Here is a 22279-nt window from a genome sequence, read left to right as displayed (position 1 = left end):
CCGGATCGGACGAGGCAGGCGCTAGGCTGCGCCGATGGCAGACAAGCCCTCTTCCCCCATCGAATATGGCTGCGCGCGCTGCGGCGGCCTCGCCGTTACCCGCGACGCCTGGGCCGAATGGAACATCGAGCGCCAATGCTGGACGCTCAGCGACGTGTTCGACTTCGCCTTCTGCCACCAATGCGCCCGCGAGACGCGGTTGGTCGAACGCGCGGCGGGGGCACGGGGGAAGGGAGTGGGGACCTAGGCGACAACCAATCTTCGGTCGCCACGGGGAGGTGGCGCCGAAGGCGGTGGAGGGGGAGGAAGCAGGCCGCTATCGCTCACGCATCTTCCCCTTCCGCCATGCTTCGCATGCCACCTCCCCTTTCGGGGAGGACTGTCGCCGAAGGGCTACTCCCGCATCCCCAGCTGCCACAGCACGAACGCCATCTCGTCGGCGGATTCCTTCAGACTCTCCCAGCGCCCCGACTTTCCGCCATGCCCGGCGCCCATGTTGGTCTTGAGCACCAGCACATTGTCGTCGGTCTTGGTCGCGCGCAGCTTGGCCGCCCATTTGGCGGGCTCCCAATAGGTCACGCGCGGATCGTTGAGCCCGCCCGAGATGAACATGGGCGGATAGGCCTGCGCCTTCACATTGTCGTACGGGCTGTACGAGCGGATCAGATCGAACGCCTTGGGGTCCTCGATCGGGTTGCCCCATTCGGGCCATTCGCCGGGAGTGAGCGGCAGGCTCTCGTCGAGCATGGTGTTGAGCACGTCGACAAAGGGCACGTCGGCGACCACGGCGCCCCATAGATCGGGGTCGGAGTTGACCACTGCGCCCATCAGCTCGCCGCCCGCCGAGCGCCCGGCGATGGCGATGCCGCCCTTGTGCGTGAAGCCGCGCTCAATCAGTCCCTTCGCCACGTCGACGAAGTCGTTGAAGGTGTTGGCGCGCTTCTCGAGCTTGCCGTCGAGATACCATTGCTGGCCGAGATCGTCGCCGCCGCGGATGTGCGCGATGGCGAAGGCCATGCCGCGATCGAGGAACGACATGCGGCTGGTCGAGAAGCCCGGCGGGATCGCATAGCCATAGGCGCCATAGGCATAGAGATAGAGCTTGCCGCTGCCGTCACGCGGAAAGTCCTTCGGGTAGACGATCGAGACGGGCACCTGCGTCCCGTCGCGCGCGGTGATGCTCAGCCGTTCGGTGCTGTACTTGCCTGCGTCATAGCCGCTCGGGATCTCCTGGACCTTGAGCGTCTCGAGCTCGCCGGTGGCGACGTCATAGTCGTAGACCGTCCCCGGCGTGACCATCGACTCATAGCCGATGCGTAGCTTGGCCACCTCGTACTCGGGATTGTCGCCCAGCCCCGCGACATAGCTCGGCTCGGGGAATTTGAGCCGCACCGGGGCGATGGCGGGATCGTAGCGGCGGAGCTCGATCTGATCGAGCCCGTCGTCGCGCCCCTCCACCACGAAGAAGTCGGCGAAGCAGGTCACGCCGGTCATATAGAAATGCGTCGAAGGACCGATCCGCTCGGTCCATTCGCCGGGGTTCTCGATGCTAGCGGTCACCAGCCGGAACTGCGGATCGATGTCGTTGGTATGGATGAACAGCGTGCCGTCATGCTCGTCGACGTCATATTCGCGACCGGGCTTGCGCGGCGACACGCAGAGCAGGGGCGCGGTCGGGTCGTCGGCGGGGAGCAGATAGACTTCGCTGGTCACATGGTCACCGGTGCCGATCACCAGCCATTCGCGCGAGCTCGTCTCGCCCACCGAGACGCGATAGCCTTCGTCGGCCTCGCGATAGAGCTCGACGTCCTGCTCCACCGGCTCGCCGAGCTTGTGCCAGCGCGCATTGTCGGTGCGCCAATTCTCATTGGCGACGCCGTATAGGAATCCCTTCGAATCCGCCGTCCAGACGATCTCGGAGAGCATGCCGGGGATGGTGTCCGGGAGCAGTTCGCCGGTCTCCAGGTCCTTCACTCGCACTTCGAAGCGCTCGGAGCCATTGTCGTCGACGGCATAGGCGAGCCAGCGCCCGTCGGGGCTGACGCTGAGCGCGCCGAGGCGGAAATATTCCTTGCCCTCGGCCAGCGCGGGCTCGTTCAGGATCAGCTGGTCCTCGCCGCCGGCGACGGGCTTGCGCCACCAGCGCGGATATTCGCCACCCACTTCGTAGTCGGTCCAGTAGAGCCAGTCGCCGTCCTTCTGCGGCACCGTCGATTCGTCTTCCTTGATCCGTCCGCGCATCTCGGTGAACAGCCAACTCGAGAGCGGCTTCATCGGCGCCATCACGGCGTCGAAATAGGCGTTCTCGGCCTCCAGATAGGCGAGGACGTCCTTGTCCTTCACTTCGGGATAGGCGGGGTCCTTGAGCCAGGCCCAGGGATCGTCGATCGCGATATTGTGGTGAACGGTGCGGTGCGGGCGGGTGGCCGCGACAGGTGGCTTGGGAAGGTCGTTCATCCCCTCCCCTTACTCCAGCGAACGCCCTTGTCGAATGCCCGCGGGATGAACGCGTTGTTGTTTCCAGTTCATGCAACTTGCGCCCGACGCACCGGTTCTTTCGCCAGATGCAAGCGCAGGAGAATGGAAATGCGCAAGACGATTGCCGTGCTGAGCGCCTTTGCGCTCGTCGCCCCGGTCGCGGTGCCGGTCCAGTCGGCCGCGGCGCAGACCCGGACGCACAAGGCCAGGACCTACAAGGGCCGGACCTATGTCCACCATCGCAAGAAATGCCGCTATTCGCCCGGACACACCGGCCTGATCGCCGGCGGCGTGATCGGTGCGGTCGCGGGCCCCGCCATCGTCGGCGGCGGACTGCTGGGCAATGTCGTCGGCGGTGTCGGCGGCGCACTCGGCGGCCGGGCGATTGACCGCACGATCACGGCGAACCGCCGCTGTCGCTGACGCCTTTGGATCCTCCCCTCGCCGGGGGGAGGATCACCTCGCCAGATGCGGCCGCCCGGCCGGCCAGGCCTGATCCAGATCGTTCCCGCTGACGATCGTCCGCCCGATCCCGTCGAAGCGCGCGAGCGCCCTCCCCGCCGCCTTTTCGAGTTCGTCGCGATGCCGCTGCGCCAGCGCCACTGCGTCGCCGTCCGGGGCCTGCGCGCTCAGCGCCTCGAGCACGTCATATTGCACGGCGAAGTCGTAGCGCTCGCCGCTCGCCTCCCCGCTGAACTCCACTTGCCGATCGCCGATATTGTCGAGCAGCGTAGTCCAATCGATCGTCACTCGGTCCTCGGCCATCCGCGCCTCCTCTTTGTCCGTTCGAAGTCCAAGCGCCGGGGGACCGCAGCGGTTCCGATCAGGTCGAGCAGCCGCGCGCGGTCACCGACCAGCGGCCGATCACCTGATCGCCATCGACGATCCAATAATGGTCGTAGAGGTTGACGGTGGGATCGCAGTGGGGCGGCATCAGCGTCACGCCCGCCGCGAGGCCGGGCAGCACCTCGCCGATCAGCGCGCCTTGCTCGTCGCCCATGAAGGCGTAGCGCAGGCAGCCCCCGATGGGCACCGGCACGCCCGCGTCGGTCGCGAAGGCCTTGAGCCCCGCGTCGATCGTCACCATGCCGGGTGTGTTGACGCTGATCACGCTCGCATCGACGAACAGCGCCTGCTCGAACACCGGTCCGGCCAGCTCGCAGTCGCGATATTCGCGGTCCATGAAGACGTAGCTGCCGACCTGCAGCTCGGTGAGCACGCCCAGTTCGGCGTCGATCGCGAAGCTCCCGGTGCCGCCGCCGGTCACCAACGGCACCGCGTGCCCCGCCGCCGCCAGCGCCGCGAGCACGGTGCGTAGATAGTCGGTCTTCTCGGCGATCGCCGCGCGCCGCCCGTCAAGCGTCGCGATATGCTGCTCGGACCCGCAATAATATTGTACCCCGCCGAGACGCAGTCCGGCCGATGCGGTTGCCTCGGCCAGCGCCACCGCTGCGTCGGGCGAGGTCACGCCGGTGCGATGTTTGCCCGGATCGACGTCGATGAAGATCGTGGCATTCGCGCCCGCCAGCGCCCGCACATTGTCCGGGTGGTCCGCGACCACCGAGAGCCGGATGCGCTCCGCCAGCGCCTTGAGCCGCGCGATCCCGCCCGGCGTCACCACCGGCGAAGTGAGGTGGATGTCCGCTATGCTCTCTGCCGCGAGCGCCTCGGCTTCGGCGAGCTTGGCGCAGCAGATGCCGACCGCGCCCGCGGCGAGCTGCCGCCGCGCGATCTCGGCGCTCTTGTGCGTCTTGGCGTGGGGTCGAAGCGCGAGCCCGCGCGCCCGCGCCCATTCGGCCATCGCGACGATGTTGCGGTCGAGCGCGGCCACGTCGAGCACGAGCGCGGGTGTCGGCAGTTCGCTGCGGGGGAAGGGTGGCTCCATGGCGCCGGGGCATAGCGCAGCATGTGACTTTTGCCGAATATCGGCGCAAAGCAGCCGCAAAATCCAACCGAAGAGTCGCCTATGTCCAGCTACGCCGACCGCCTCCATGCCCTTCGCGAACAGCTCAAGCGGGATCGCCTCGACGGCTTCGTCGTGCCGCTCACCGACGAGCATATGAGCGAATATGTCGGCGCCTATGCCCAGCGCCTCGCCTGGCTCACCGGCTTCCAGGGCTCGGCGGGCACGGCGGTGGTGCTGTCGGAAGCCGCGGCGATCTTCACCGACGGGCGCTACACGCTCCAGGTCCGCCAACAGGTCTCGGGGGACCATTGGGACTATGTCGCGGTGCCGGCGACGAGCGTTTCCTCCTGGCTTGGCGCCAACGCACCCGATGGTGGTCGCATCGGCTATGATCCGTGGCTGCACACCCGCGCCTGGGTCGAGGAAGCGCGCAAGGCGCTCGCCGAGAAGGGCGCCGAGCTGGTTCCGGTCACCAGCAATCCGATCGACTCGGTCTGGGCCGATCGTCCTGCGCCCAGCCCTGCGACACTCAGCGTCCACCCCGATGAAGCGGCGGGCAAATCCTCGCCCGCCAAGCGCGCCGAGATCGCCGACTGGCTGCACGAGCGCAAGGCGGATGCGGTGGTGCTTGCAGCGCTTGATTCGGTTGCCTGGGCATTCAACATCCGCGGCAACGACGTTGCGCACACGCCGGTCGCGCTGGCCTATGCGATCGTGAACGCCGACGGCACCGCAGACCTGTTCGTGGCGCCGGAGAAGATCACCGACGCCGTGCGCCAGCATCTGGGCAATGCCGTGCGGGTCCATGACCGTGCGGCCTTCGCGCCCGCGCTCAAGACCTTCGCGGGCAAGCGCGTCGCCGCCGATCCGGGCAGCGCCGTCGCCGCGATCTTCGATGCGCTCGAATCGGGCGGGGCGAAGGTGCTCCCGGTCCGCGACCCGGTGATTCTCGCCAAGGCAATCAAGAACCCCGCCGAGATCGCCGGCCACAAGACCGCCCAGGCGATCGACGGCGCCGCGCTGGTCCGCTTCCTCAAATGGTTCGAGGAGACCGCGCCCGCGGGCGGGCTCACCGAAATGTCGGCGGCCGACAAGCTCCGTGCATTCCGTGAGGAGACCGGCGCGCTCAAGGACCTGAGCTTCGACACGATCTCGGCGACGGGCCCCAACGGCGCGATCCCGCACTACAAGGTCACCGACGAATCGAGCCTGCCCATCGAGCGCGGCCAGCTCTACCTCGTCGATTCGGGCGGCCAGTATGCTGCCGGCACCACCGACGTGACGCGCGTCATGCCGGTAGGCGAGGCGAGCGACGAGATGAAGGACCGCTTCACGCGCGTCCTCAAGGGCCATATCGGCATCGCCACCGCGATTTTCCCCGACGGCACGACCGGGGCCCAACTCGACAGTTTCGCCCGCGCGCCGCTGTGGGAAGTCGGCCTCGACTATGGCCACGGCACCGGCCACGGCGTCGGCGCCTATCTGTCGGTGCACGAAGGGCCGCAGCGAATCGCCCAGCCCTTCTATCCGGGCGGGCAGAGCCTCGAGCCGCTGCGCGCCGGCATGTTCCTCTCGAACGAGCCGGGTTACTACAAGGCCGGCGAATACGGCATCCGGATCGAGAACCTCGTCCTCGTCGTGCCGGCCGAGATCCCGGGCGCCGAACAGCCGATGCTCGGCTTCGAGACGCTCACCTTCGCGCCGATTGAGCGAACGCTAATTAAACCCAATTTGTTGACCAAGCAGGAACTCGCCTGGATTAATTCCTATCATATGCGTGTGCTGGAAGTGATCGGCACGCGACTGAGTGAGGATGACAGGCAATGGCTGGAGGCGAAATGCGCGCCAATCGGCTGATGTGGTTCGCGGCGGGCGCCGTGACGATGGCGATGTACCTGCAGGGGCCGCACGCCCTGATGGAACGGGGCTATGCCTTGGCGGGGTCGCTCGCCTTGTGGGCCAATTCGCTGATCTGATCCTGTGATTCGCGAGGCTCGCTCGCGGCGATCGCTCGGGACTGCGCCTTGCGCTTCCTGAGATTCGCCCTGAGCGCCTCGGCGAGCCGGGCCTGTTTCTCCGCATCGGTCATGCGATTGCGATAAACCGGCCGAAGGCGGGTTGACAATCGGGGACGCCCAAGCACATAGGCGCCTCCCGCCCGGCTCCCGAGCCGGTCCGAGTGCTGCCGTAGCTCAGTGGTAGAGCGCATCCTTGGTAAGGCTGAGGTCGCGAGTTCAATCCTCGCCGGCAGCACCATTTTTCCCTCAGAAGGCGAATAAGTCCCCCATCAGGGGCTCCCGCTCCGCGAATGCAGTGATCGCGTCGTAGATCGCGTCGAGATCGGGATCGTCGATGCAATAGGGCGGCATCACATAGACGGTGTTACCCAGCGGCCTGAGCAGCACGCCGCGCTCGCGGGCGAACGCTATCAGCCGCGGGCCCATGGAATCGAGATAAGTCGAGCGAGCGTCGCCGATCTCCGCCGCGACGATCGTGCCCAGCCGGCGCGGGTTGCGGATCAGCGCGTGCGCGGCCAACCGGTCGAGCCGGTCCTGCTGGCGGTCGCCGAGATCGGCGATCCGATCGAGCACCGGTTCGTCGCGCCAGATCGCCAGGTTCGCGTTCGCCGCGGCGCAGGCGATCGGATTGGCGGTGTAGCTCGACGAGTGGAAGAACATCCGCGCGCGGTCGGCCGAGACATGCGCGTCGAAGATCGGCGCGGTCGCCAGCGTCACCGCCAGCGGGATCGCGCCACCGGTCAGCCCCTTCGAGAGGCAGAGGATGTCGGGCACCACGCCCGCGCGCTCGCACGCCAGCAGCGTGCCGGTGCGGCCCCAGCCGGTCATCACTTCGTCGGCGATGAACAGCACCCCGTGCCGCGCGCAGATCTTCGCCATCTCGGCGAGCAGGCTGGCGGGATAGAATTTCATCCCCCCCGCCCCCAGCACCAGCGGCTCGACCAGCAGCGCGGCGGGCTCGTCGCGGCAATGCGCCTCGAGCGCGTCGAGCGTTGCCTGGGCATGGCCTGGCTCGGGGAAAGGGATCGTCGCCACGTCGAACAGCAACGGCTGGTAGGGCCGGTTGAAAACGCCGCGCGCGCCGACCGACATGCCGCCGATGGTGTCGCCGTGATAACCATGCTCCATCACGACGATGCGGTGGCGCGGCTCGCCGCGATTGGCCCAGAAGCCGAGCGCCATCTTGAGCGCGACCTCGACGCTGGTCGATCCGCTGTCGGAGAAGAAGACGTGCTGCAGCGGTTCCGGCGTGATCCGCACCAGCTCGCGTGCGAGCGTCTCGGCGGGCTCGTGCGTCCAGCCGGCGAAGATGATCTGGTCCATGGTCGCGGCCTGAGCGGCGATCGCGGCCATGATCCGCGGGTTACAATGGCCGTGCGTCGTCACCCACCAGGACGAGATCGCATCGACGAAGCGCCGCCCGTCGCGCGTATGCAGTACCGCGCCCTCGGTACGCACGACCTGGGGGATCGGCTCGCCGAGCCCATGCTGGGTGAAGGGGTGCCAGACGGGGGAGGTCATGCGGTGAAATCCGTGATGTCGAATGCCTGGGCGAATGCGGCGGAAAGCGTGACGGGGTCGAGCGAGTCGAGCCGCGGCAGCCGCCCCAGCCGGCGAACCTTGCCGATCGCGGCGATCGTCGCCTCGCTATCCGCATTCGCATCGCCGACAAAAGCGATGCCGAGGATGGGCACCCGGCGCGCGCGGAGCGCCTCGATCGAGAGCAGGCTGTGGTTGATCGTGCCGAGGCTGGTGCGCGCAACGAGTATCGTCGGCAGCTGCCAGCGCGCGAACAGATCGGCATAGAGCAGCTCGCGCGTCACCGGCACGAGCACGCCGCCTGCGCCTTCGATCACCAGCGGATCGATCGCGGGAGGAACCAGCCGGTCCGGATCGATCGTCACGCCGTCGATCTCCGCCGCCAGATGCGGCGAGTTGGGCGTGGTCAGTCGATAGGCCTCGGGCAGCACCGGCACGCCGGAGAGTGCAGCGACCCGCTCGGCATCGCTGCCGCCGTCGAGCCCGCTCTGCACCGGCTTCCAATAGGTCGCGCCCAGCGCACCTGCGAGACCCGCGGCGAACACGGTCTTGCCGATATCGGTATCGGTGCCGGTGACGACGATCCTCATGCGAGGCTCCGGAGCGCATCGGCGAGCGCGGCGAGGTCCGCCTCGCCTACGTTGAGCGTCAGCGAGATGCGCAGCCGCGACGTGCCTGCGGGCACCGTCGGCGGACGGATGCCGCGGACGTCGAAGCCGAGCCGTTGTAGATCGGCCGCCATCGCCATGGTCCGCGCGTCGTCGCCCAGCACCAGCGGCAGGATCTGCGAGCCGGTCGCGGTCACGCCCAGCGGCGCCAGCAGTGCCTGCGCCCGCTCGATCAGCGCGTGCAGCCGCGCCCGCCGCTCGGGCTCGGCGATCAGCCCCAGCGCCGCCTCGACCGCCACCGCCATCAGCGGCGAGGGCGCGGTCGAGAAGATGAACGCGCGCCCGCGATTGACCAGGAAGTCGCGCACCACGCGCGGCGCGCACAGCAGCGCGCCTTCGCATCCCAGGGCCTTGCCGCAGGTGTGCAGCGTGATCAGATTTTCGCGGCCGGCGAGCCCCGCCGCCAGCCCGCGTCCTTCGGGTCCGAACACGCCGGTGGCATGCGCCTCGTCGACGAGCAGGACTGCCTCGTGCCGGTCGGCGATCGCGGCCAGCGCGTCGAGCGGCGCGCGGTCGCCGTCCATCGAATAGAGGCTCTCGACCGCGATCCACACCCGGCCGGTGCCGCCCCCGCGCCGCCAGCCCGCAATCGCGTCCTCGAATGCCTGGGGATCGTTGTGCGCCGCGCCGCGCACCTCGGCGCGGCTCAGCCGCATGCCTTCGTGCGCGCTGGCATGGACCAGCGCGTCGTAGACGATCAGGTCGCCGCGCTGCGGCAGCGTGGAGAGCAGCGCCGCATTGGCAGCATAGCCGGTAGAGAAATAGAGCGCGCTTTCCGACCCGAAGAAGCGCGCCGCGGCGGCCTCTAGCCGCTCATGCTCGGCATGGTTGCCGCGCAGCAGCCGCGATCCGCCCGATCCGATCGGCACGCCTGCGTCGAGCGCCGCACGCACCGCGGCCGCCAGCGCCGGATTGCCCGCGAGCGCGAGATAGTCGTTCGAGGAGAAGTCGCGCCCTGCCCGCTCGGTCAGCCGGCGGGCGCGGGTGCGCGCGGCAAGCTCCGCCAGGTCGCGCCGCTGCTCTTCGAAATAGGCCATCGCGGCGCCCATAAGCGCAATCCAGCCGATCGGCCAACGCCCTGCGCGCCATGCGCCTTGCATGCGCCCGCCGCTTCCCCGATTAGCCGGTCATCGCAGCCGAGGAGCCCCATCATGAAGACCCGCGCCGCCGTCGCCTTCGAAGCGAAGAAGCCGCTCGAGATCGTCGAGCTCGACCTCGAAGGGCCCAAGGCCGGCGAAGTGCTGGTCGAGATCATGGCGACGGGCATCTGCCATACCGACGCCTATACGCTCGACGGGTTCGATTCGGAGGGCATCTTCCCGAGCGTGCTCGGCCATGAAGGCGCCGGCGTGGTGCGCGAGGTCGGGCCAGGCGTGACCAGCGTGAAGCCGGGCGACCATGTGATCCCGCTCTACACGCCCGAATGCCGCCAGTGTAAGTCGTGCCTCAGCGGCAAGACCAACCTGTGCACTGCGATCCGCGCCACCCAGGGCAAGGGCCTGATGCCCGACGGCACCACGCGCTTCAGCTACAAGGGCCAGCCGATCTACCATTACATGGGCTGCTCGACCTTCTCGAACTTCACCGTGCTGCCCGAGATCGCCGTGGCGAAGATCCGCGAGGACGCGCCGTTCCAGACCAGCTGCTATATCGGCTGCGGCGTCACCACCGGCGTGGGCGCGGTGGTCAACACCGCCAAGGTACAGGTGGGCGAGAAGGTGGTGGTGTTCGGGCTCGGCGGCATCGGGCTGAACGTGATCCAGGGCGCCCGCATGGTCGGCGCGGACGTGATCGTCGGAGTCGACATCAACCCGGACCGCGAGGAATGGGGCCGCAAGTTCGGCATGACCCATTTCATCAACGGCAAGGGCAAGAGCCGCGAGGAGGTGATCGCCGAGGTGCTGGCGCTGACCGACGGCGGCGCCGACTACAGCTTCGACGCGACCGGCAATACCGAGGTGATGCGCACCGCGCTCGAATGCTGCCATCGCGGCTGGGGCGAGAGCATCATCATCGGCGTGGCCGAGGCGGGCAAGGAGATCGCCACGCGTCCCTTCCAGCTCGTCACCGGCCGCGTGTGGAAGGGTACGGCCTTCGGCGGCGCCAAGGGCCGGACCGACGTGCCCAAGATCGTCGACTGGTACATGAACGGCAAGATCGCGATCGACCCGATGATCACGCACGTGCTCAAGCTCGAGGAGATCAACAAGGGCTTCGACCTGATGCATGCGGGCGAGAGCATCCGCAGCGTCGTGGTCTATTGAAGGGCGCGTCCATGTTCACTCACGTCACCGTCGGCACCGATGATCTCGCGGCGGCGCAGCGCTTCTACGATGCGGTGTTCGCCGCGCTCGGCACCGGTCCCGGGGTGATCGATGCCAAGGGGCGGCTGGTCTATCAGAACAGCCTAGGGCGCTTCCTGGTGACTCGCCCGATCGACGACGGCGCGGCGAGTGCGGCCAACGGCGGGACGATCGGCTTCGCCGCGCCTTCGCCCGAGGCGATCCATGCCTGGCACGACGCCGGCGTCGCGCAGGGTGGGACGAGCTGCGAGGATCCGCCGGGCCTGCGCAACCTGGCCGACGGCCGCGCGCTCTACCTGGCCTATCTGCGCGATCCGGCCGGAAACAAGCTGTGCGCGGTGCATCGGGTGCAGGCATGATCGAGACCCTCTCCATCAACCGCGCGCACGGCGGCACGCAGGGCGTGTACCGCCACGCCTCGACCGCGACGGGCACCGACATGACCTTCTCGGTCTTCGTGCCCGATCATGCGGCCGGCGCGAAGCTGCCGGTGCTCTGGTATCTCTCGGGCCTCACCTGCACCCATGCCAACGTCACCGAGAAGGGCGAGTATCGCGCCGCCTGCGCCGAGCATGGGCTGATCTTCGTCGCACCCGACACGAGTCCCCGCGGCGAAGGCGTGGCGGACGACCCCGCGTACGACATGGGGCAGGGCGCCGGCTTCTACGTCGACGCGACCGAGGCGCCCTGGGCGGCGCACTTCCGGATGCGCAGCTATGTCGAGCAGGAGCTGCCGGCGCTGATCGCCGCCGATTTCCCCGCCGACATGGGTGCGCAGGGCATCACCGGCCATTCGATGGGCGGCCACGGCGCGCTCACCGTGGCGCTGCGCAATCCCGGCCGCTTCGGCTCGGTCTCCGCCTTCGCGCCGATCGCGGCGCCGGGGCAGGTGCCCTGGGGCGAGAAGGCGCTGGCCGGCTATCTGGGCGCCGACCGCGCGGACTGGCGTGCGTATGATGCGGTCGCGCTGATCGAGGACGGCGCGCGTTTGCCCGAGCTGCTGGTCGATGTCGGCGACGCCGATCCCTTCCTGGCCGAGCAGCTCCGGCCGGATCTGCTGCGGCAGGCCTGCGCCGCGGCGGACATCCCGCTCGAGCTGCGCCTCCAGCCCGGCTACGACCACAGCTATTACTTCATCTCAACCTTCATGGCCGATCATGTCGCCTGGCACGCGGCGCGGCTGGGCGGCCGCTGAGCGCGCCCCTATATCGGATCGGCACACCCGCCCGGAGCTTTCCCCGAATGCGTCATTTTCTGCCCCGTGCCCTCTCCGCGCTCGCGCTGCTCGTCGCCCCGCTCTCCGCGCAAGCGCAGGCGGTGCAGGACGCCGATCCGGCGCTTTGGGTGGTCAAGGATGCCGACACGACCATCTATCTCTTCGGCACGATCCATGTCCTGAAACCGGGTCTGAGCTGGTTCGACGAGGCAGTGAAGACCGCCTTCGACAAGAGCGACGAGCTGGTGCTCGAGATGGTCGAACCCGATCCGGCGACGATGCAGGGAATCGTCCTGAAGACGGCGCTGAGCCCCGCGGGGCCGCCTCTCAGCGAGAAGCTGCCGGCCGACAAGCGCGACGCCTTTGCGAAGGCCGTCGCCGATGTGGGCATTCCCCTCGACAAGGTCGAGCGGCTCGAGCCCTGGTACGCCGCGATCGTCCTCACCGTCGCGGGTCTGCCCAAGCTCGGCTATGATCCCCAGAGCGGGGCCGAACGCGTACTTTCCGCTGCCGCGACCAGCGCAGGCAAGAAGATCTCCGGGCTGGAGACCGCCGAGCAGCAGCTCGGCTATTTCGACGCGCTTCCCGAGCCGCTCCAGGTCAAGTTCCTCGCCTCGACGGTCGATGATTTCCCCAAGATGGGCGAGACGCTCGACAAGATGGTGGCGAGCTGGGCCGGCGGCGATCCGGACACGCTTGCCGCCGCGATGAACGCCGACATGCGCGACACGCCGGAGATCGGAAAGGTCCTGCTCGCCGACCGCAATGCCCGCTGGGCCGACTGGATCGCGCAGCGACTCGACAAGCCCGGCACCGTGTTCGTCGCGGTGGGCGCGGGGCATCTCGCCGGGCCCGACAGCGTCCAGGCGCAGCTCGCCAAGCGCAAGCTGAAGTCCAGCCGCATCCAATATTGAGCTCGAGCGCTTCCACACCCATGGCCAACGAACCCCGACCCCTGCTGGGCCTCATGGCCGGCGTCGCCGCCGGACTGATCGCCTCGGCGGCGATGGCGGCCTTTCAGTCGCAGGCGCAGAAGCTGCTCCCCGACGACGGCGACGAGGAAGATCCCGCCACGCTCAAGGCCGCCGACGTGGCGAGCGAGGCGGTGATCGGCGATCCGGTGCCCGAACCGTACCGCGATCAGGCGGGCACTGCCGTCCACTATCTGGTCGGCGGCGTGCTGGGCGGCATCTATGGCGTGATCGCCGAATATCACCCCGAGGCGCGTTCGGGTTTCGGCAGCGCCTATGGCATCGCGACCGCCGCGCTGCTCGACGAAGCCGCGGTGCCGGCGGCGGGACTTGGCCCCGCGCCCACCGAGACGCCTGCGGCGACGCATGCCTATGGCGCCGCCTCGCACCTGGTCTACGGCTGGGTGCTCGAAGGAGTCCGTTGGCTGATCGCCGGGAAGCGCGGCTAGAGCAGCACGCCCTGGGGGGCGGGCTCGCGACGCACGGCCGGGCGACCGGTGCGGCGGAGATATTCCTGCTCGGCGGTGTAGCGAATGTCGGCGTCGCGGTCGCCGAGGAAGGCATGGAGCGAATCGTCGTCGATCTCGCTCCACTCCTTGCCGCGGTCGGGGCCGTAGCGGACGCGCGGCAGCAGTCCCGGCTCGCGCGACCATTCGATCAGCTGCGCGACGCTCGCTTCGTTGAGCATGTCGCGCAGATGGTGGGCGGTCACATAGGCGTCCGGGAAGGCGCGGTGCGCGGGCAGGCCGCGCTCGTGCACCATCCCCTCGGGCTTGCGCCAGTAGCGCAGCATCTGGTTCGAGAAGCCGGGCGAGCTCGGCCATAGCCGCATCGCGCACTTCCAGGTGCAGATCCAGTCGGCGCCCCGGGTGAGCGAGGCGGTGCAATATTGCTGCTCGAAATCCGCCCGGTGCGCGGCCAGCGCGACGCGGCGCGGCCAGGGATCGAGGATCGGGCGCGCGACGTCGTGCCACCAGGGCGCGTCGGCGACGTCCTCGTCGCGAATATGGTGCACCGCCATGGTGAGCGGCGGAATCTGGCGGCCGGGATTGACGAGTCGGTTGCCCCCCTCGCCCTCCAATTCCCAGCGCCCATCGGGCTGGAGCGCGACGTCCTGCCAGCCGATCTCGCACACGCCATGGACCGGCGGCGCCTGGCCGGTGGTTTCGAGATCGATGACGCGGATGATCGAACGGGCAGCGGAAGCCATGCCGCCTATGTGGGCGCTGAAGCGTTCTGACGCCAGCCCCCTCAGGGACTTCCGATATGTTACAATCTCGTGGCACTTATGTTACGGCGCGCCGCCGCGCATGCCTGCGAGGCCGATCTTCGGAGATTCCGCGAATGCCTCGCCTCGTCCTTGCAGCCCTGGCGCTCGTCGCCATCGCCAGCCCCGCGGCAGCGCAGGACGATGCGCAGCTCTGGGGGACCGTCACCGCGACGACCGCGCTCGGCTCAGACACCGAGTTGGCGCTGGAACTGATCACCCGTGCCGGCGATGCGGCGGGCGGCATCTACGAAGTCGAGTTCGGCGGCATGGTCTCGCACGAGATCGCCAAGGGCGTGAAGATCGGCATCGGCTATATCCGCGTGCCGAACTACCGCGACGGCGCGGTGAGCAACATCGAGGATCGCCCACGCCAGCAGATCAGCGCCAGCTTCCCCAACATCGCGGGCGGCACGCTCTCCGCACGCGTCCGGCTCGAGGAGCGGTTCCGCAACACCGGCAGCGACATGGGGCTGCGGATGCGCCCCAACATCCGCTGGGCAGTGCCGCTCGCCAGCGGGTCGCCGACGCGCTTCTTCGTCCAGCACGAGAGCTTCATCACGCTCAATTCGACCGACTGGGGCCAGCGCTCGGGCTATGAGCGCTGGCGCAACTCGCTGGGCCTCTCGACGGCGCTGATGAAGAATGTCGAGGGCGAGATCGGTTATCTCAACCAGCTGACCTTCGGGCGGAACGGGGCGCCCGACCGCAACGATCACGCCGCCACGCTGGGACTCGCCGTCCGTTTCTGAGCCGCTGCGCCATTGCGGCGCGAATCCCGGGCGCTATGTCGGGGTCCATGCCCGGCAACCGCGCCCGCGTCCTCGTCCTCCATCCCGCGCTCGGGCCGCTCGACTATCGGGTGCCCCAGGGCATGCACGTCGAGCCCGGCTCGATCGTCGTCGTCCCGATCGGCCCGCGCCAATATGCCGGCGTCGTGTGGGAGCCCGAGAGGATGCCCACCGAGGAAATCGGCGACAATCGGCTGCGCAACCTGATCGCGGTGGCGGACGCGCCGCCGCTCCCGGCATCGGTGCGCCGGCTCGTCGAATGGACCGCGGACTATTATCTCGCCTCGCCCTCGGCCGTGCTCGCCATGGCGGTGCGATCCACGGCGGCGTTCGAGAGCGCGCCGACAATCGTCGAATATCGCGCCACCGGCGTGGCGCCCGAGCGGCTGACGCCGCAACGCGAGCAGGCGCTCGAGCGGATCGGCGAACGCCAGGGGCTGGTGCGCGAGCTGGCGACGATCGCCGACGTTTCGGAGGCAGTGATCCGCGGGCTTGTGAAGACCGGCGCGATCGAATCGGTGGTCGTCGACACCGACACGTCCTATCCGCTCCCCGATCCCGGCTTCGCCCCGCCTGCGCTCAGCGCCGAGCAGGCCGCAGCGGCACGCACGCTGCGCGAGGCAGTCGAGAGCCAATCCTTCGATCCCTTTCTGCTCGACGGCGTCACCGGATCGGGGAAGACGGAGGTCTATTTCGAGGCGGTCGCGGCCGCACTCGCCGCGGGCAAGCAGACTTTGGTGTTGCTCCCCGAGATCGCGCTCACCGAGCCCTTCCTCACGCGTTTCAGCCAGCGCTTCGGCTGCGAGCCGGTAGCCTGGCACTCGGGGTTGCGCACCTCACAGCGCCGCCGCGCCTGGCGCGCCATTTCGCGCGGCGAGGCTATGGTGACCGTCGGCGCGCGCTCGGCGCTGTTCCTCCCCTATCGCGACCTGGGGCTGATCGTGGTCGACGAGGCGCACGAGACCAGCTTCAAGCAGGAGGACGGCGTCCATTACCACGCGCGCGACGTGGCGGTGATGCGCGGGCTGTTCGAGCAATGCCCGGTGATCCTCGCCTCGGCCACGCCCGCGATCGAGACGCGCCACCAGGTCGAGCTCGGCCGCTATGCCGAGCTCAAGCTGCCAGGCCGCTACGGCGCCGCCGAGCTTCCCGACATCGAAGCGATCGACCTGATCAAGGAGCCGCCCGAGCGCGGCCGCTGGCTCTCGCCCCGCCTAGTCCTCGCCATCGACGCGGCGTTGGAGCGCGGCGAACAGTCGCTATTGTTTCTCAATAGACGCGGCTACGCGCCGCTGACGCTCTGCCGCCACTGCGGGCATCGCTTCCAATGCCCCAACTGCACGGCGTGGATGGTCGAGCACCGGCTGATCCGCCGGCTGACCTGCCATCACTGCGGCCACACCGTCCCGACCCCGCGTGCCTGCCCCGAATGCGAGGAGGAGGATTCGCTCGTCGCCTGCGGACCCGGGGTCGAGCGCATCGCCGACGAAGCCGCGGCGCTGTGGCCCGATGCGCGGACTGCGATCGTCACGTCGGACACGCTCTGGTCTCCCGCCAAGGCCGCCGAGTTCGTTCAGCGCATGGAGCATGGCGACATCGACATCGTCGTGGGCACCCAGCTCGTCACCAAGGGCTATCATTTTCCCAACCTTACCGTCGTCGGGGTGGTCGATGCCGATCTCGGCCTCGACGGCGGCGACCTGCGTGCCTCCGAACGCACCTTCCAGCAGATCATGCAGGTGGCGGGGCGTGCCGGCCGCGGCGAGAAGCCCGGACATGTCTTCATCCAGACCCACGCGCCTGAGGCGCAGGTGATGCAGGCACTGGTCTCGGGCGACAGCGCCGCCTTCTACGCCGCCGAGACCGAGGCGCGGCGCGAGGCGGGCGCACCGCCCTTCGGCCGCTATGCGGCGATCATCGTCTCGAGCGAGGACAAGACCGCCGCGGAGGAAACCGCGCGGATGATCGGCCGCGCCGCACCCAAGGGCGACGACGTCCACGTCTATGGCCCCGCCCCCGCGCCGCTGGCGATGCTGCGCGGCCGCCACCGCTTTCGCCTGCTCGTCCACGCCAGCCGCACCTTCGACGTGCAGCAGGCCATCCGCGAGTGGCTGGGCGCTCTCGAATGGAGCGCCAAGGTGCGCGTCGCGGTCGACGTCGATCCCTATAGCTTCGTGTAACCTGCGGACTTGCATGTCGATTTTCTTCTATTCACCCGCCCGCGCCTGACTTAGCCTCCCCTTGGGCAATAGGGGGAAGTTAAGCATGTTTCGCAGGCTCTTGGCGGCGGCGCTGGTTCTAGTTGCGACGCCCGCACATGCGGATTGGTACGAGGCGAGCTCGGCGCATTTCGTCGTCTATTCGGAGCAGAAGCCCGAAAAGCTGCGCGCGTTCGCCGACCAGCTCGAGCGCTTCGACAAGGCGGTGCGCGTGCTCTGGGGAGTATCCGACCAACCCGTGGGGCCGGCAAACCGTGTAACGGTGTACGTCGTTGGCGACATCGCCGACGTCCAGAAGCTGACGACGTCCCGAAACGCGGCGGGCTTCTACGAAGGCCGCGCCACCGGTCCGGTGGCGTTCGTGCCGCGAAGCGCCGGGACCGACGAGACCGACCTCAGTGCCATGGCGATCTTGCTCCATGAATATGCGCACCACTTCATGTTCACGACCTGGCCGCACGCGGCCTATCCGGCGTGGTATGTCGAAGGCTTCGCCGAATTCCTGGCGACGACGCGGTTCGAGAAGGATGGAAGCGTGGTCGTCGGCTATCCGCCCCAATATCGCGCCAGCGGGATCTTTCAGCAGAGCCTGTCCACCGAACGGATGCTCGCCGCCGACGCGCGAAAGCTCGGCGACATGCAGATGGATTCGCTCTACGGTCGCGGATGGCTGCTCACCCACTATCTGATGATCGAGGGCAAGCGCGGCAATCAGGGAATGGACTATCTCAAGGCGATCAACGGCGGCAAATCGGCACTGGACGCCGCGAAGCAGGCGTTCGGCGATCTGAACCTCCTCGACCGCGAGCTGGACCGTTATGCACGCGGCCGGTTCGGCGCCCGGCGGATCGCCGCGAAGGTCGTCACGCCCGGGCCGATCACGCTGCGCCGCCTCTCGCCGGGCCAGGAGGCGATGATGGATGTGCGAATCCGCTCGCAGGCTGGCGTCAACGAGGAGACCGCGCCGCGAGTCTATGTTCGCGCGAAAAAGGCCGCAGCCCCGTTCCCGAACGATCCCGCCGTGCAGCGCGCGCTTGCTGAAGCCGCGTTCGACGCGGGCGACTTCGCCGAAGCCGAGGCTGCCGCGGATCGCGCCATCGCGGCCGACCCGAAACTGGTAGAGGCGCTTTGCTACAAGGCACGCGCGCAGATGGCGCGGGCGGCGAAGGCCAAGGACCTGTCCCCCGAGACCTGGAAGGCGATCCGCAGGACGATCGCCGCCGCGAACAGGCTCGACCCGGAGGACCCCGAGCCGCTGATGCTCTATTATCGCAGCTTCGCGGATGCACATGCGATGCCGCCGCAGCTGGCGCGCGAGGGGCTCTACAAGGCGTTCAATCTGGCGCCGCAGGATGATGGGCTCAGGCTCAATGCCGCAGTGGTGCAGCTGCGCGACAAGAAGGTCGCCGATGCGCGCGAGACGCTGCGGCCGCTCGCCTTCAATCCGCACGGGGGCGGGCTCGCCGAATATGCCTCGAAGATCGTCGCCGCGATCGACAGCGGCGGCGAGGTTGCGGCGCTCAAGGTCGTCGACGCGGATGATTCCCCAAAGGACGGCGCGGTGGACTGAGGCTGAGGCCGCAGCCGCCGCCGTCGGCGGACATGTATTCAGCCGGTTGAACCGCTCCCGCTTTTGGCCGAAAGCAGCGCTCCAACGGAACGGGGTCGAGAGACGATGATGCGTCGGTTGCTGATGGTCGTGGCGCTGGTGCTCGCTTGGGCCGCCCCCGCCCGCGCCGACGACATCTCCGCGGCCGGGCGCGGCGTGGTGCGGATCGTCACCATCGCCGTGGTCGACGACGAAGTGGTCGGCTTCGGCCACGGCAGCGGCTTCGCGGTGGCACCCAACCGCATCGTCACCAACGCGCATGTCGTCGAGCTCGCCGACCGCTATCCAGACAATGTCGTGATCGGCGTCGTCCCTTCGGAAGGCGACAAGTCGTACCAGGGCCGGCTGATCGCGATCGACCAGCAGCGCGACCTGGCGCTGATCGAGTTCAGCGGCGTCCGCCTGCCGCCGCTAACGCTCTTCTCGGGCGCGCCGGGCGACGGCGATTCGCTGATCGCGCTCGGCTATCCGGGCAATGTCGACCTGGCGACGGCGCGGTCCGCGGCCGACTTCATCACGCCGCAATCGCCGGTACGCTCGCAGGGCGGTTTCGCCGGGCTGCGCACGCTGCAGGGCACCAATGTGCTGCTTCACACCGCGAGCATCGCGCGGGGCAATTCGGGCGGCCCGCTGCTCGACCGCTGCGGCCGCGTGCTCGGCGTCAACTCGGCGATCACCCGCGCCGACGAAGGCGATTCGACCTTCGCCTTCGCGATCGCCGGCAGCGAGCTCGCCGCCTTCCTCGCCAATGCCAAGCAGCCGGTCGCCACCGTCGGCGTGCCCTGCACCAGCGTCGAGGAGCAGATGGCGGCCGAGCGCAGTGCCGACGAGAAAGCGCGGCTCGAAGCCGAAGAACAGGCGCGCATCGCCGCCGCCGAGGCGGACATCCAGCGCCGCGATGCGATCGCCCAGGCGCGTGCGCGCAACGAAGTGTCGCGCGAGAACCGCATGGCGATCGCCGCGCTGATGCTGGTGCTCGGCGGCGTCGCGCTCGCCGGCGGCGGGTTGCTGCTGTCGCGCGACCGGCGGCGCGAGGCGGCCTGGGTCGCGGCGGGCGGCGTGGTGCTGATCCTGGGCGCGGCGGCAGTGTTCCTCACCCGCCCGGGCTTCGATGAATCCAAGGTGTTGCCGGTGCCCGTCGCCGGCAGCGCCGCGAAACGCAACGCGCCGATCGCCGCTGCGCAGGGCAGGCTGCAATGCACGCTGGTGCCGGAGCGCAGCCGCGTCACCGTCACCGCGGTGGACCGGATCGATCTCGACATCGGCGCCGACGGCTGCATCAACGGCCGCACCCAATATGCCGAAGCGGGGACGCGCTGGCAGCGGATCCTGGTGCCCGAGAACGAGCAGTCGGTCTCGGTGCTCGAGTTCGATCCGGTCGCGAGCACCTACACCAACACGCGCTTCCTGCTCTCCGCCGAACAGATGGCCCGCGCCCGCCAGCTCCGCGCGACGGTGCCGCTCAAGAGCTGCTCGGCCGACCAGGCCGCCCGCGCCGCGCTGGCGAGCCAGCAGCAGGCGCTGCGGGCGGCGCTGCCGACGGTGTACAATGAGAAGCTGGTCTACAGCTGCAAGCCCGCCGCGGCGGCGACGGCGGCGGCGGATACGCGGGACGCTGCGGCGCGCTGAGCGCGACCCGCCTGAGTGAATCGACGTACTCCCCTCCCTCAAACGGAGGGGAGGTGAACGTCACCCCCGATCCACTCGCGCCGCGAAGCAGCCGCGCTTGGCGTTGTGGACGTGCAGGTAGGCGACCGAAGGATCGCTGAAAAACCGCTCGATCAGCGGCACCAGCGTTTTTCCGTCGATAACATCGGCATTCGTCATCAAATGGTCATGATCGAAGGCTCGTACCGACAGCAGTCGAGACGTCAGTGACACCGGTGCTTCGTCGTTAAACCGCGCTGGCGTCTCGGCACCCTCCCGCACGAAGATCGCGTGGCGCGAGCGGTAGGGCGTGGCATCGGGCAAATGCTCGTAATTGAGAAGCAATAGCGTCTCGCCCGGCTCGGCATCCTCGAGCGTGACTCGGCACGGAAATCCCGGCTTTGAATCGGCGGTCATGCGAATCACCTGCTCGGCCGCGAGCGCTTCATCGGAGGCGCCGTAGAGGCGGCGGAAGGGCGCGGGGTCGAGCCCCTGGATCACGAAGCTCATTCTTCCACTCCTTCACGACGGCGCAGCACGCGCTTGCGATCGATTCCATAGGCATAGCCTCCCATGCTGCCGTCGGTGCGCTGGGCACGGTGGCAGGGGATGAGCACGGCAACGTGGTTGGCGCCGCATGCCGTTCCCGCGGCGCGGACCGCGCGCGGATGGCCGATCTCGGCGGCGAGCTGGCCATAGCTGCGCGTCTCGCCGGCGGGGATTGCGCGCAGCGCCTGCCACACTGCCTCCTGAAAGGCCGTGCCTTGCACGTCGAGCGGCAAGTCGGCGTCGCGGCCTGGCGTCTCGACCTCGGCAACGACGCGCTCGGCCAGGCTCTCCAGCGCCGCGCCGCCCTGCACGATCTCGGCGGCGGGGAAGCGCCGGGCGAGCTGGAGCGAGTCCTCGTCGAAGGCGACGCGGCAGATGCCCTTGTCGGTCGCCGCGATCAGCAGCGGGCCGAGGCTGGTCGGCGCCACCGTCCAGCGGATCGTCACCCCCGCTCCGCCGCGCTTCCACGCGCTGGGGGTCATGCCCAGCCGGGCATTGGCGGTCTCGTAGAAGCGGCTGGGGGCCGAATAGCCGGCCTCGTAAATGGCTTCGGTCACGGTTTCCTCCTCGGTCAGCGCCGCGGCGGCCCGGCGCGCGCGCAGCCCCCGGGCATAGGCGGCCGGCGTCACGCCCGTGGCGCGCTTGAACAGCCGGTGGAAATGGTGCGGCGCATAGCCGACGCGCGCGGCGAGTTCGTCGAGTCCGAGCGGCTCCTCGGCGGCCTCGATCAGCGCCACGGCCTCGGCCACGGCCAGCCGGTCGCGGCCCACTTCATCGGGCTTGCAGCGCAGGCAGGCGCGATAGCCCGCGGCGCGCGCCGCGGCGGCATCGGGATAGAAGAGCACATGCTCGCGCTTGGGCCGCCGCGCGGGGCAGCTCGGCTTGCAATAGATGCCGGTGGTGGTCACGGCACCGACCACGCGCCCGTCATAGGCACGGTCGCGGGCTTCGAAGGCCGCCCAGGCGCGTTCATCGCTGATGTGCTGATCCTTGGTCATGCCAGCGATATAGACCCGCATGCTGCGCGCAGCATCCCGCGGCTTGCGTTCAAAGCGAAAGCCCTTGCCCTCGCCGCCGCCACGCGGCACCGGTAGCGCT

22 protein-coding genes and 1 tRNA gene are annotated in these 22279 nt (G+C 68.7%); 14 read left to right on the top strand and 9 right to left on the bottom strand.

Annotated features, from left to right (window positions below):
- Window positions 1-34: 34 nt before the first annotated feature.
- Window positions 35-247, top strand: a complete 213-nt coding sequence (locus J7500_RS17305; RefSeq protein ID WP_294063269.1) for a hypothetical protein — start codon at window positions 35-37, stop codon at window positions 245-247.
- A 146-nt stretch (window positions 248-393) separates the two neighbouring features.
- Here J7500_RS17305 and J7500_RS17300 read toward each other — a convergent pair whose 3' ends face one another.
- Window positions 394-2457 (bottom strand): S9 family peptidase, encoded by a 2064-nt coding sequence (locus J7500_RS17300; protein WP_294063268.1) that lies wholly within the window; start codon window positions 2455-2457, stop codon window positions 394-396.
- A 129-nt stretch (window positions 2458-2586) separates the two neighbouring features.
- Between J7500_RS17300 and J7500_RS17295 the strand changes: the two genes are divergently transcribed.
- Window positions 2587-2901, top strand: coding sequence for a hypothetical protein (locus J7500_RS17295; protein ID WP_294063267.1), 315 nt, complete (start codon window positions 2587-2589; stop codon window positions 2899-2901).
- 33 nt (window positions 2902-2934) lie between these two features.
- On the opposite strand, the gene J7500_RS17290 is transcribed toward J7500_RS17295, so the two are convergent.
- Both J7500_RS17290 and J7500_RS17285 read right to left on the bottom strand, forming a co-directional pair.
- Window positions 2935-3243: a DUF1488 family protein gene (locus J7500_RS17290; RefSeq protein WP_294063266.1), complete on the bottom strand. Its 309-nt coding sequence runs from the start codon at window positions 3241-3243 to the stop codon at window positions 2935-2937.
- A 58-nt stretch (window positions 3244-3301) separates the two neighbouring features.
- Entirely contained in the window at window positions 3302-4363 is a 1062-nt protein-coding gene (locus J7500_RS17285) for a DSD1 family PLP-dependent enzyme (RefSeq protein WP_294063265.1), read from the bottom strand.
- An 81-nt stretch (window positions 4364-4444) separates the two neighbouring features.
- Here J7500_RS17285 and J7500_RS17280 point away from each other — a divergent pair, with 81 nt between their 5' ends.
- The 3 genes from J7500_RS17280 (at window position 4445) to J7500_RS17270 (ending at window position 6640) form a co-directional block, all read left to right on the top strand.
- The gene (locus J7500_RS17280) at window positions 4445-6241 is read left to right on the top strand and encodes an aminopeptidase P family protein (RefSeq protein WP_294063263.1); all 1797 of its coding nucleotides are present in this window, start codon (window positions 4445-4447) and stop codon (window positions 6239-6241) included.
- Window positions 6223-6360: a hypothetical protein gene (locus J7500_RS17275; RefSeq protein WP_294063262.1), complete on the top strand. Its 138-nt coding sequence runs from the start codon at window positions 6223-6225 to the stop codon at window positions 6358-6360. Before J7500_RS17280 ends, J7500_RS17275 begins: the two co-directional genes overlap by 19 nt.
- A gap of 205 nt (window positions 6361-6565) precedes the next feature.
- Window positions 6566-6640 (top strand) — tRNA-Thr (locus J7500_RS17270).
- Between the two features lie 8 nt (window positions 6641-6648).
- On the opposite strand, the gene J7500_RS17265 is transcribed toward J7500_RS17270, so the two are convergent.
- The 3 genes from J7500_RS17265 to J7500_RS17255 are packed head-to-tail and all read right to left on the bottom strand — an operon-like array spanning window position 6649 to window position 9646.
- On the bottom strand, window positions 6649-7923 hold the full coding sequence (locus J7500_RS17265) for an adenosylmethionine--8-amino-7-oxononanoate transaminase (protein WP_294063260.1): 1275 nt from the start codon (window positions 7921-7923) through the stop codon (window positions 6649-6651).
- Window positions 7920-8531 carry a dethiobiotin synthase gene (gene bioD / locus J7500_RS17260; protein ID WP_294063259.1) on the bottom strand — a complete coding sequence of 204 codons (612 nt, stop codon included), beginning with the start codon at window positions 8529-8531 and terminating at the stop codon, window positions 7920-7922. The genes J7500_RS17265 and bioD overlap by 4 nt, the downstream gene beginning before the upstream one ends.
- A complete protein-coding gene (locus J7500_RS17255) occupies window positions 8528-9646 on the bottom strand; it encodes an 8-amino-7-oxononanoate synthase (protein WP_294063257.1) in 1119 nt (372 codons plus the stop codon). Before J7500_RS17255 ends, bioD begins: the two co-directional genes overlap by 4 nt.
- Before the next feature lie 114 nt (window positions 9647-9760).
- On the opposite strand from J7500_RS17255, the gene J7500_RS17250 reads away from it, so the two are divergent.
- The 5 genes from J7500_RS17250 to J7500_RS17230 are packed head-to-tail and all read left to right on the top strand — an operon-like array spanning window position 9761 to window position 13548.
- Window positions 9761-10873, top strand: coding sequence for an S-(hydroxymethyl)glutathione dehydrogenase/class III alcohol dehydrogenase (locus J7500_RS17250; protein WP_294063256.1), 1113 nt, complete (start codon window positions 9761-9763; stop codon window positions 10871-10873).
- An 11-nt stretch (window positions 10874-10884) separates the two neighbouring features.
- A complete protein-coding gene (locus J7500_RS17245) occupies window positions 10885-11271 on the top strand; it encodes a VOC family protein (RefSeq protein WP_294063254.1) in 387 nt (128 codons plus the stop codon).
- On the top strand, window positions 11271-12107 hold the full coding sequence (gene fghA, locus J7500_RS17240; RefSeq protein WP_367112991.1) for an S-formylglutathione hydrolase: 837 nt from the start codon (window positions 11271-11273) through the stop codon (window positions 12105-12107). Before J7500_RS17245 ends, fghA begins: the two co-directional genes overlap by 1 nt.
- Before the next feature lie 47 nt (window positions 12108-12154).
- On the top strand, window positions 12155-13042 hold the full coding sequence (locus tag J7500_RS17235) for a TraB/GumN family protein (protein WP_294063250.1): 888 nt from the start codon (window positions 12155-12157) through the stop codon (window positions 13040-13042).
- 20 nt (window positions 13043-13062) lie between these two features.
- Window positions 13063-13548 (top strand): DUF1440 domain-containing protein, encoded by a 486-nt coding sequence (locus tag J7500_RS17230; protein WP_294063249.1) that lies wholly within the window; start codon window positions 13063-13065, stop codon window positions 13546-13548.
- Here J7500_RS17230 and J7500_RS17225 read toward each other — a convergent pair.
- Window positions 13545-14309: an exonuclease domain-containing protein gene (locus J7500_RS17225; RefSeq protein WP_294063248.1), complete on the bottom strand. Its 765-nt coding sequence runs from the start codon at window positions 14307-14309 to the stop codon at window positions 13545-13547. The two genes, J7500_RS17230 and J7500_RS17225, sit on opposite strands and share 4 nt — an antisense overlap.
- Before the next feature lie 134 nt (window positions 14310-14443).
- Between J7500_RS17225 and J7500_RS17220 the strand changes: the two genes are divergently transcribed.
- From J7500_RS17220 to J7500_RS17205, 4 genes are all read left to right on the top strand, one after another.
- Window positions 14444-15118 (top strand): DUF2490 domain-containing protein, encoded by a 675-nt coding sequence (locus J7500_RS17220; protein ID WP_294063247.1) that lies wholly within the window; start codon window positions 14444-14446, stop codon window positions 15116-15118.
- 47 nt (window positions 15119-15165) lie between these two features.
- On the top strand, window positions 15166-17337 hold the full coding sequence (locus tag J7500_RS17215) for a primosomal protein N' (RefSeq protein WP_294063246.1): 2172 nt from the start codon (window positions 15166-15168) through the stop codon (window positions 17335-17337).
- Window positions 17338-17422: 85 nt separating this feature from the next.
- On the top strand, window positions 17423-18946 hold the full coding sequence (locus tag J7500_RS17210; protein ID WP_294063244.1) for a hypothetical protein: 1524 nt from the start codon (window positions 17423-17425) through the stop codon (window positions 18944-18946).
- 108 nt (window positions 18947-19054) lie between these two features.
- Window positions 19055-20614, top strand: a complete 1560-nt coding sequence (locus J7500_RS17205; RefSeq protein WP_294063243.1) for a trypsin-like peptidase domain-containing protein — start codon at window positions 19055-19057, stop codon at window positions 20612-20614.
- 60 nt (window positions 20615-20674) lie between these two features.
- Here the strand turns inward: J7500_RS17205 and J7500_RS17200 are convergent, their stop codons facing one another.
- On the bottom strand, window positions 20675-21142 hold the full coding sequence (locus tag J7500_RS17200; protein ID WP_294063242.1) for a DUF1203 domain-containing protein: 468 nt from the start codon (window positions 21140-21142) through the stop codon (window positions 20675-20677).
- Complete coding sequence (gene ada / locus J7500_RS17195; protein WP_294063241.1) at window positions 21139-22179, bottom strand: bifunctional DNA-binding transcriptional regulator/O6-methylguanine-DNA methyltransferase Ada; 1041 nt, start codon at window positions 22177-22179, stop codon at window positions 21139-21141. The genes J7500_RS17200 and ada overlap by 4 nt, the downstream gene beginning before the upstream one ends.
- Window positions 22180-22279: the final 100 nt, after the last annotated feature.

The organism is Sphingomonas sp. (assembly GCF_017744835.1).
In the GTDB taxonomy this organism is placed as follows: Bacteria; Pseudomonadota; Alphaproteobacteria; order Sphingomonadales; family Sphingomonadaceae; genus Sphingomonas.
This window is presented reverse-complemented; position numbering and strand designations above follow the sequence as displayed.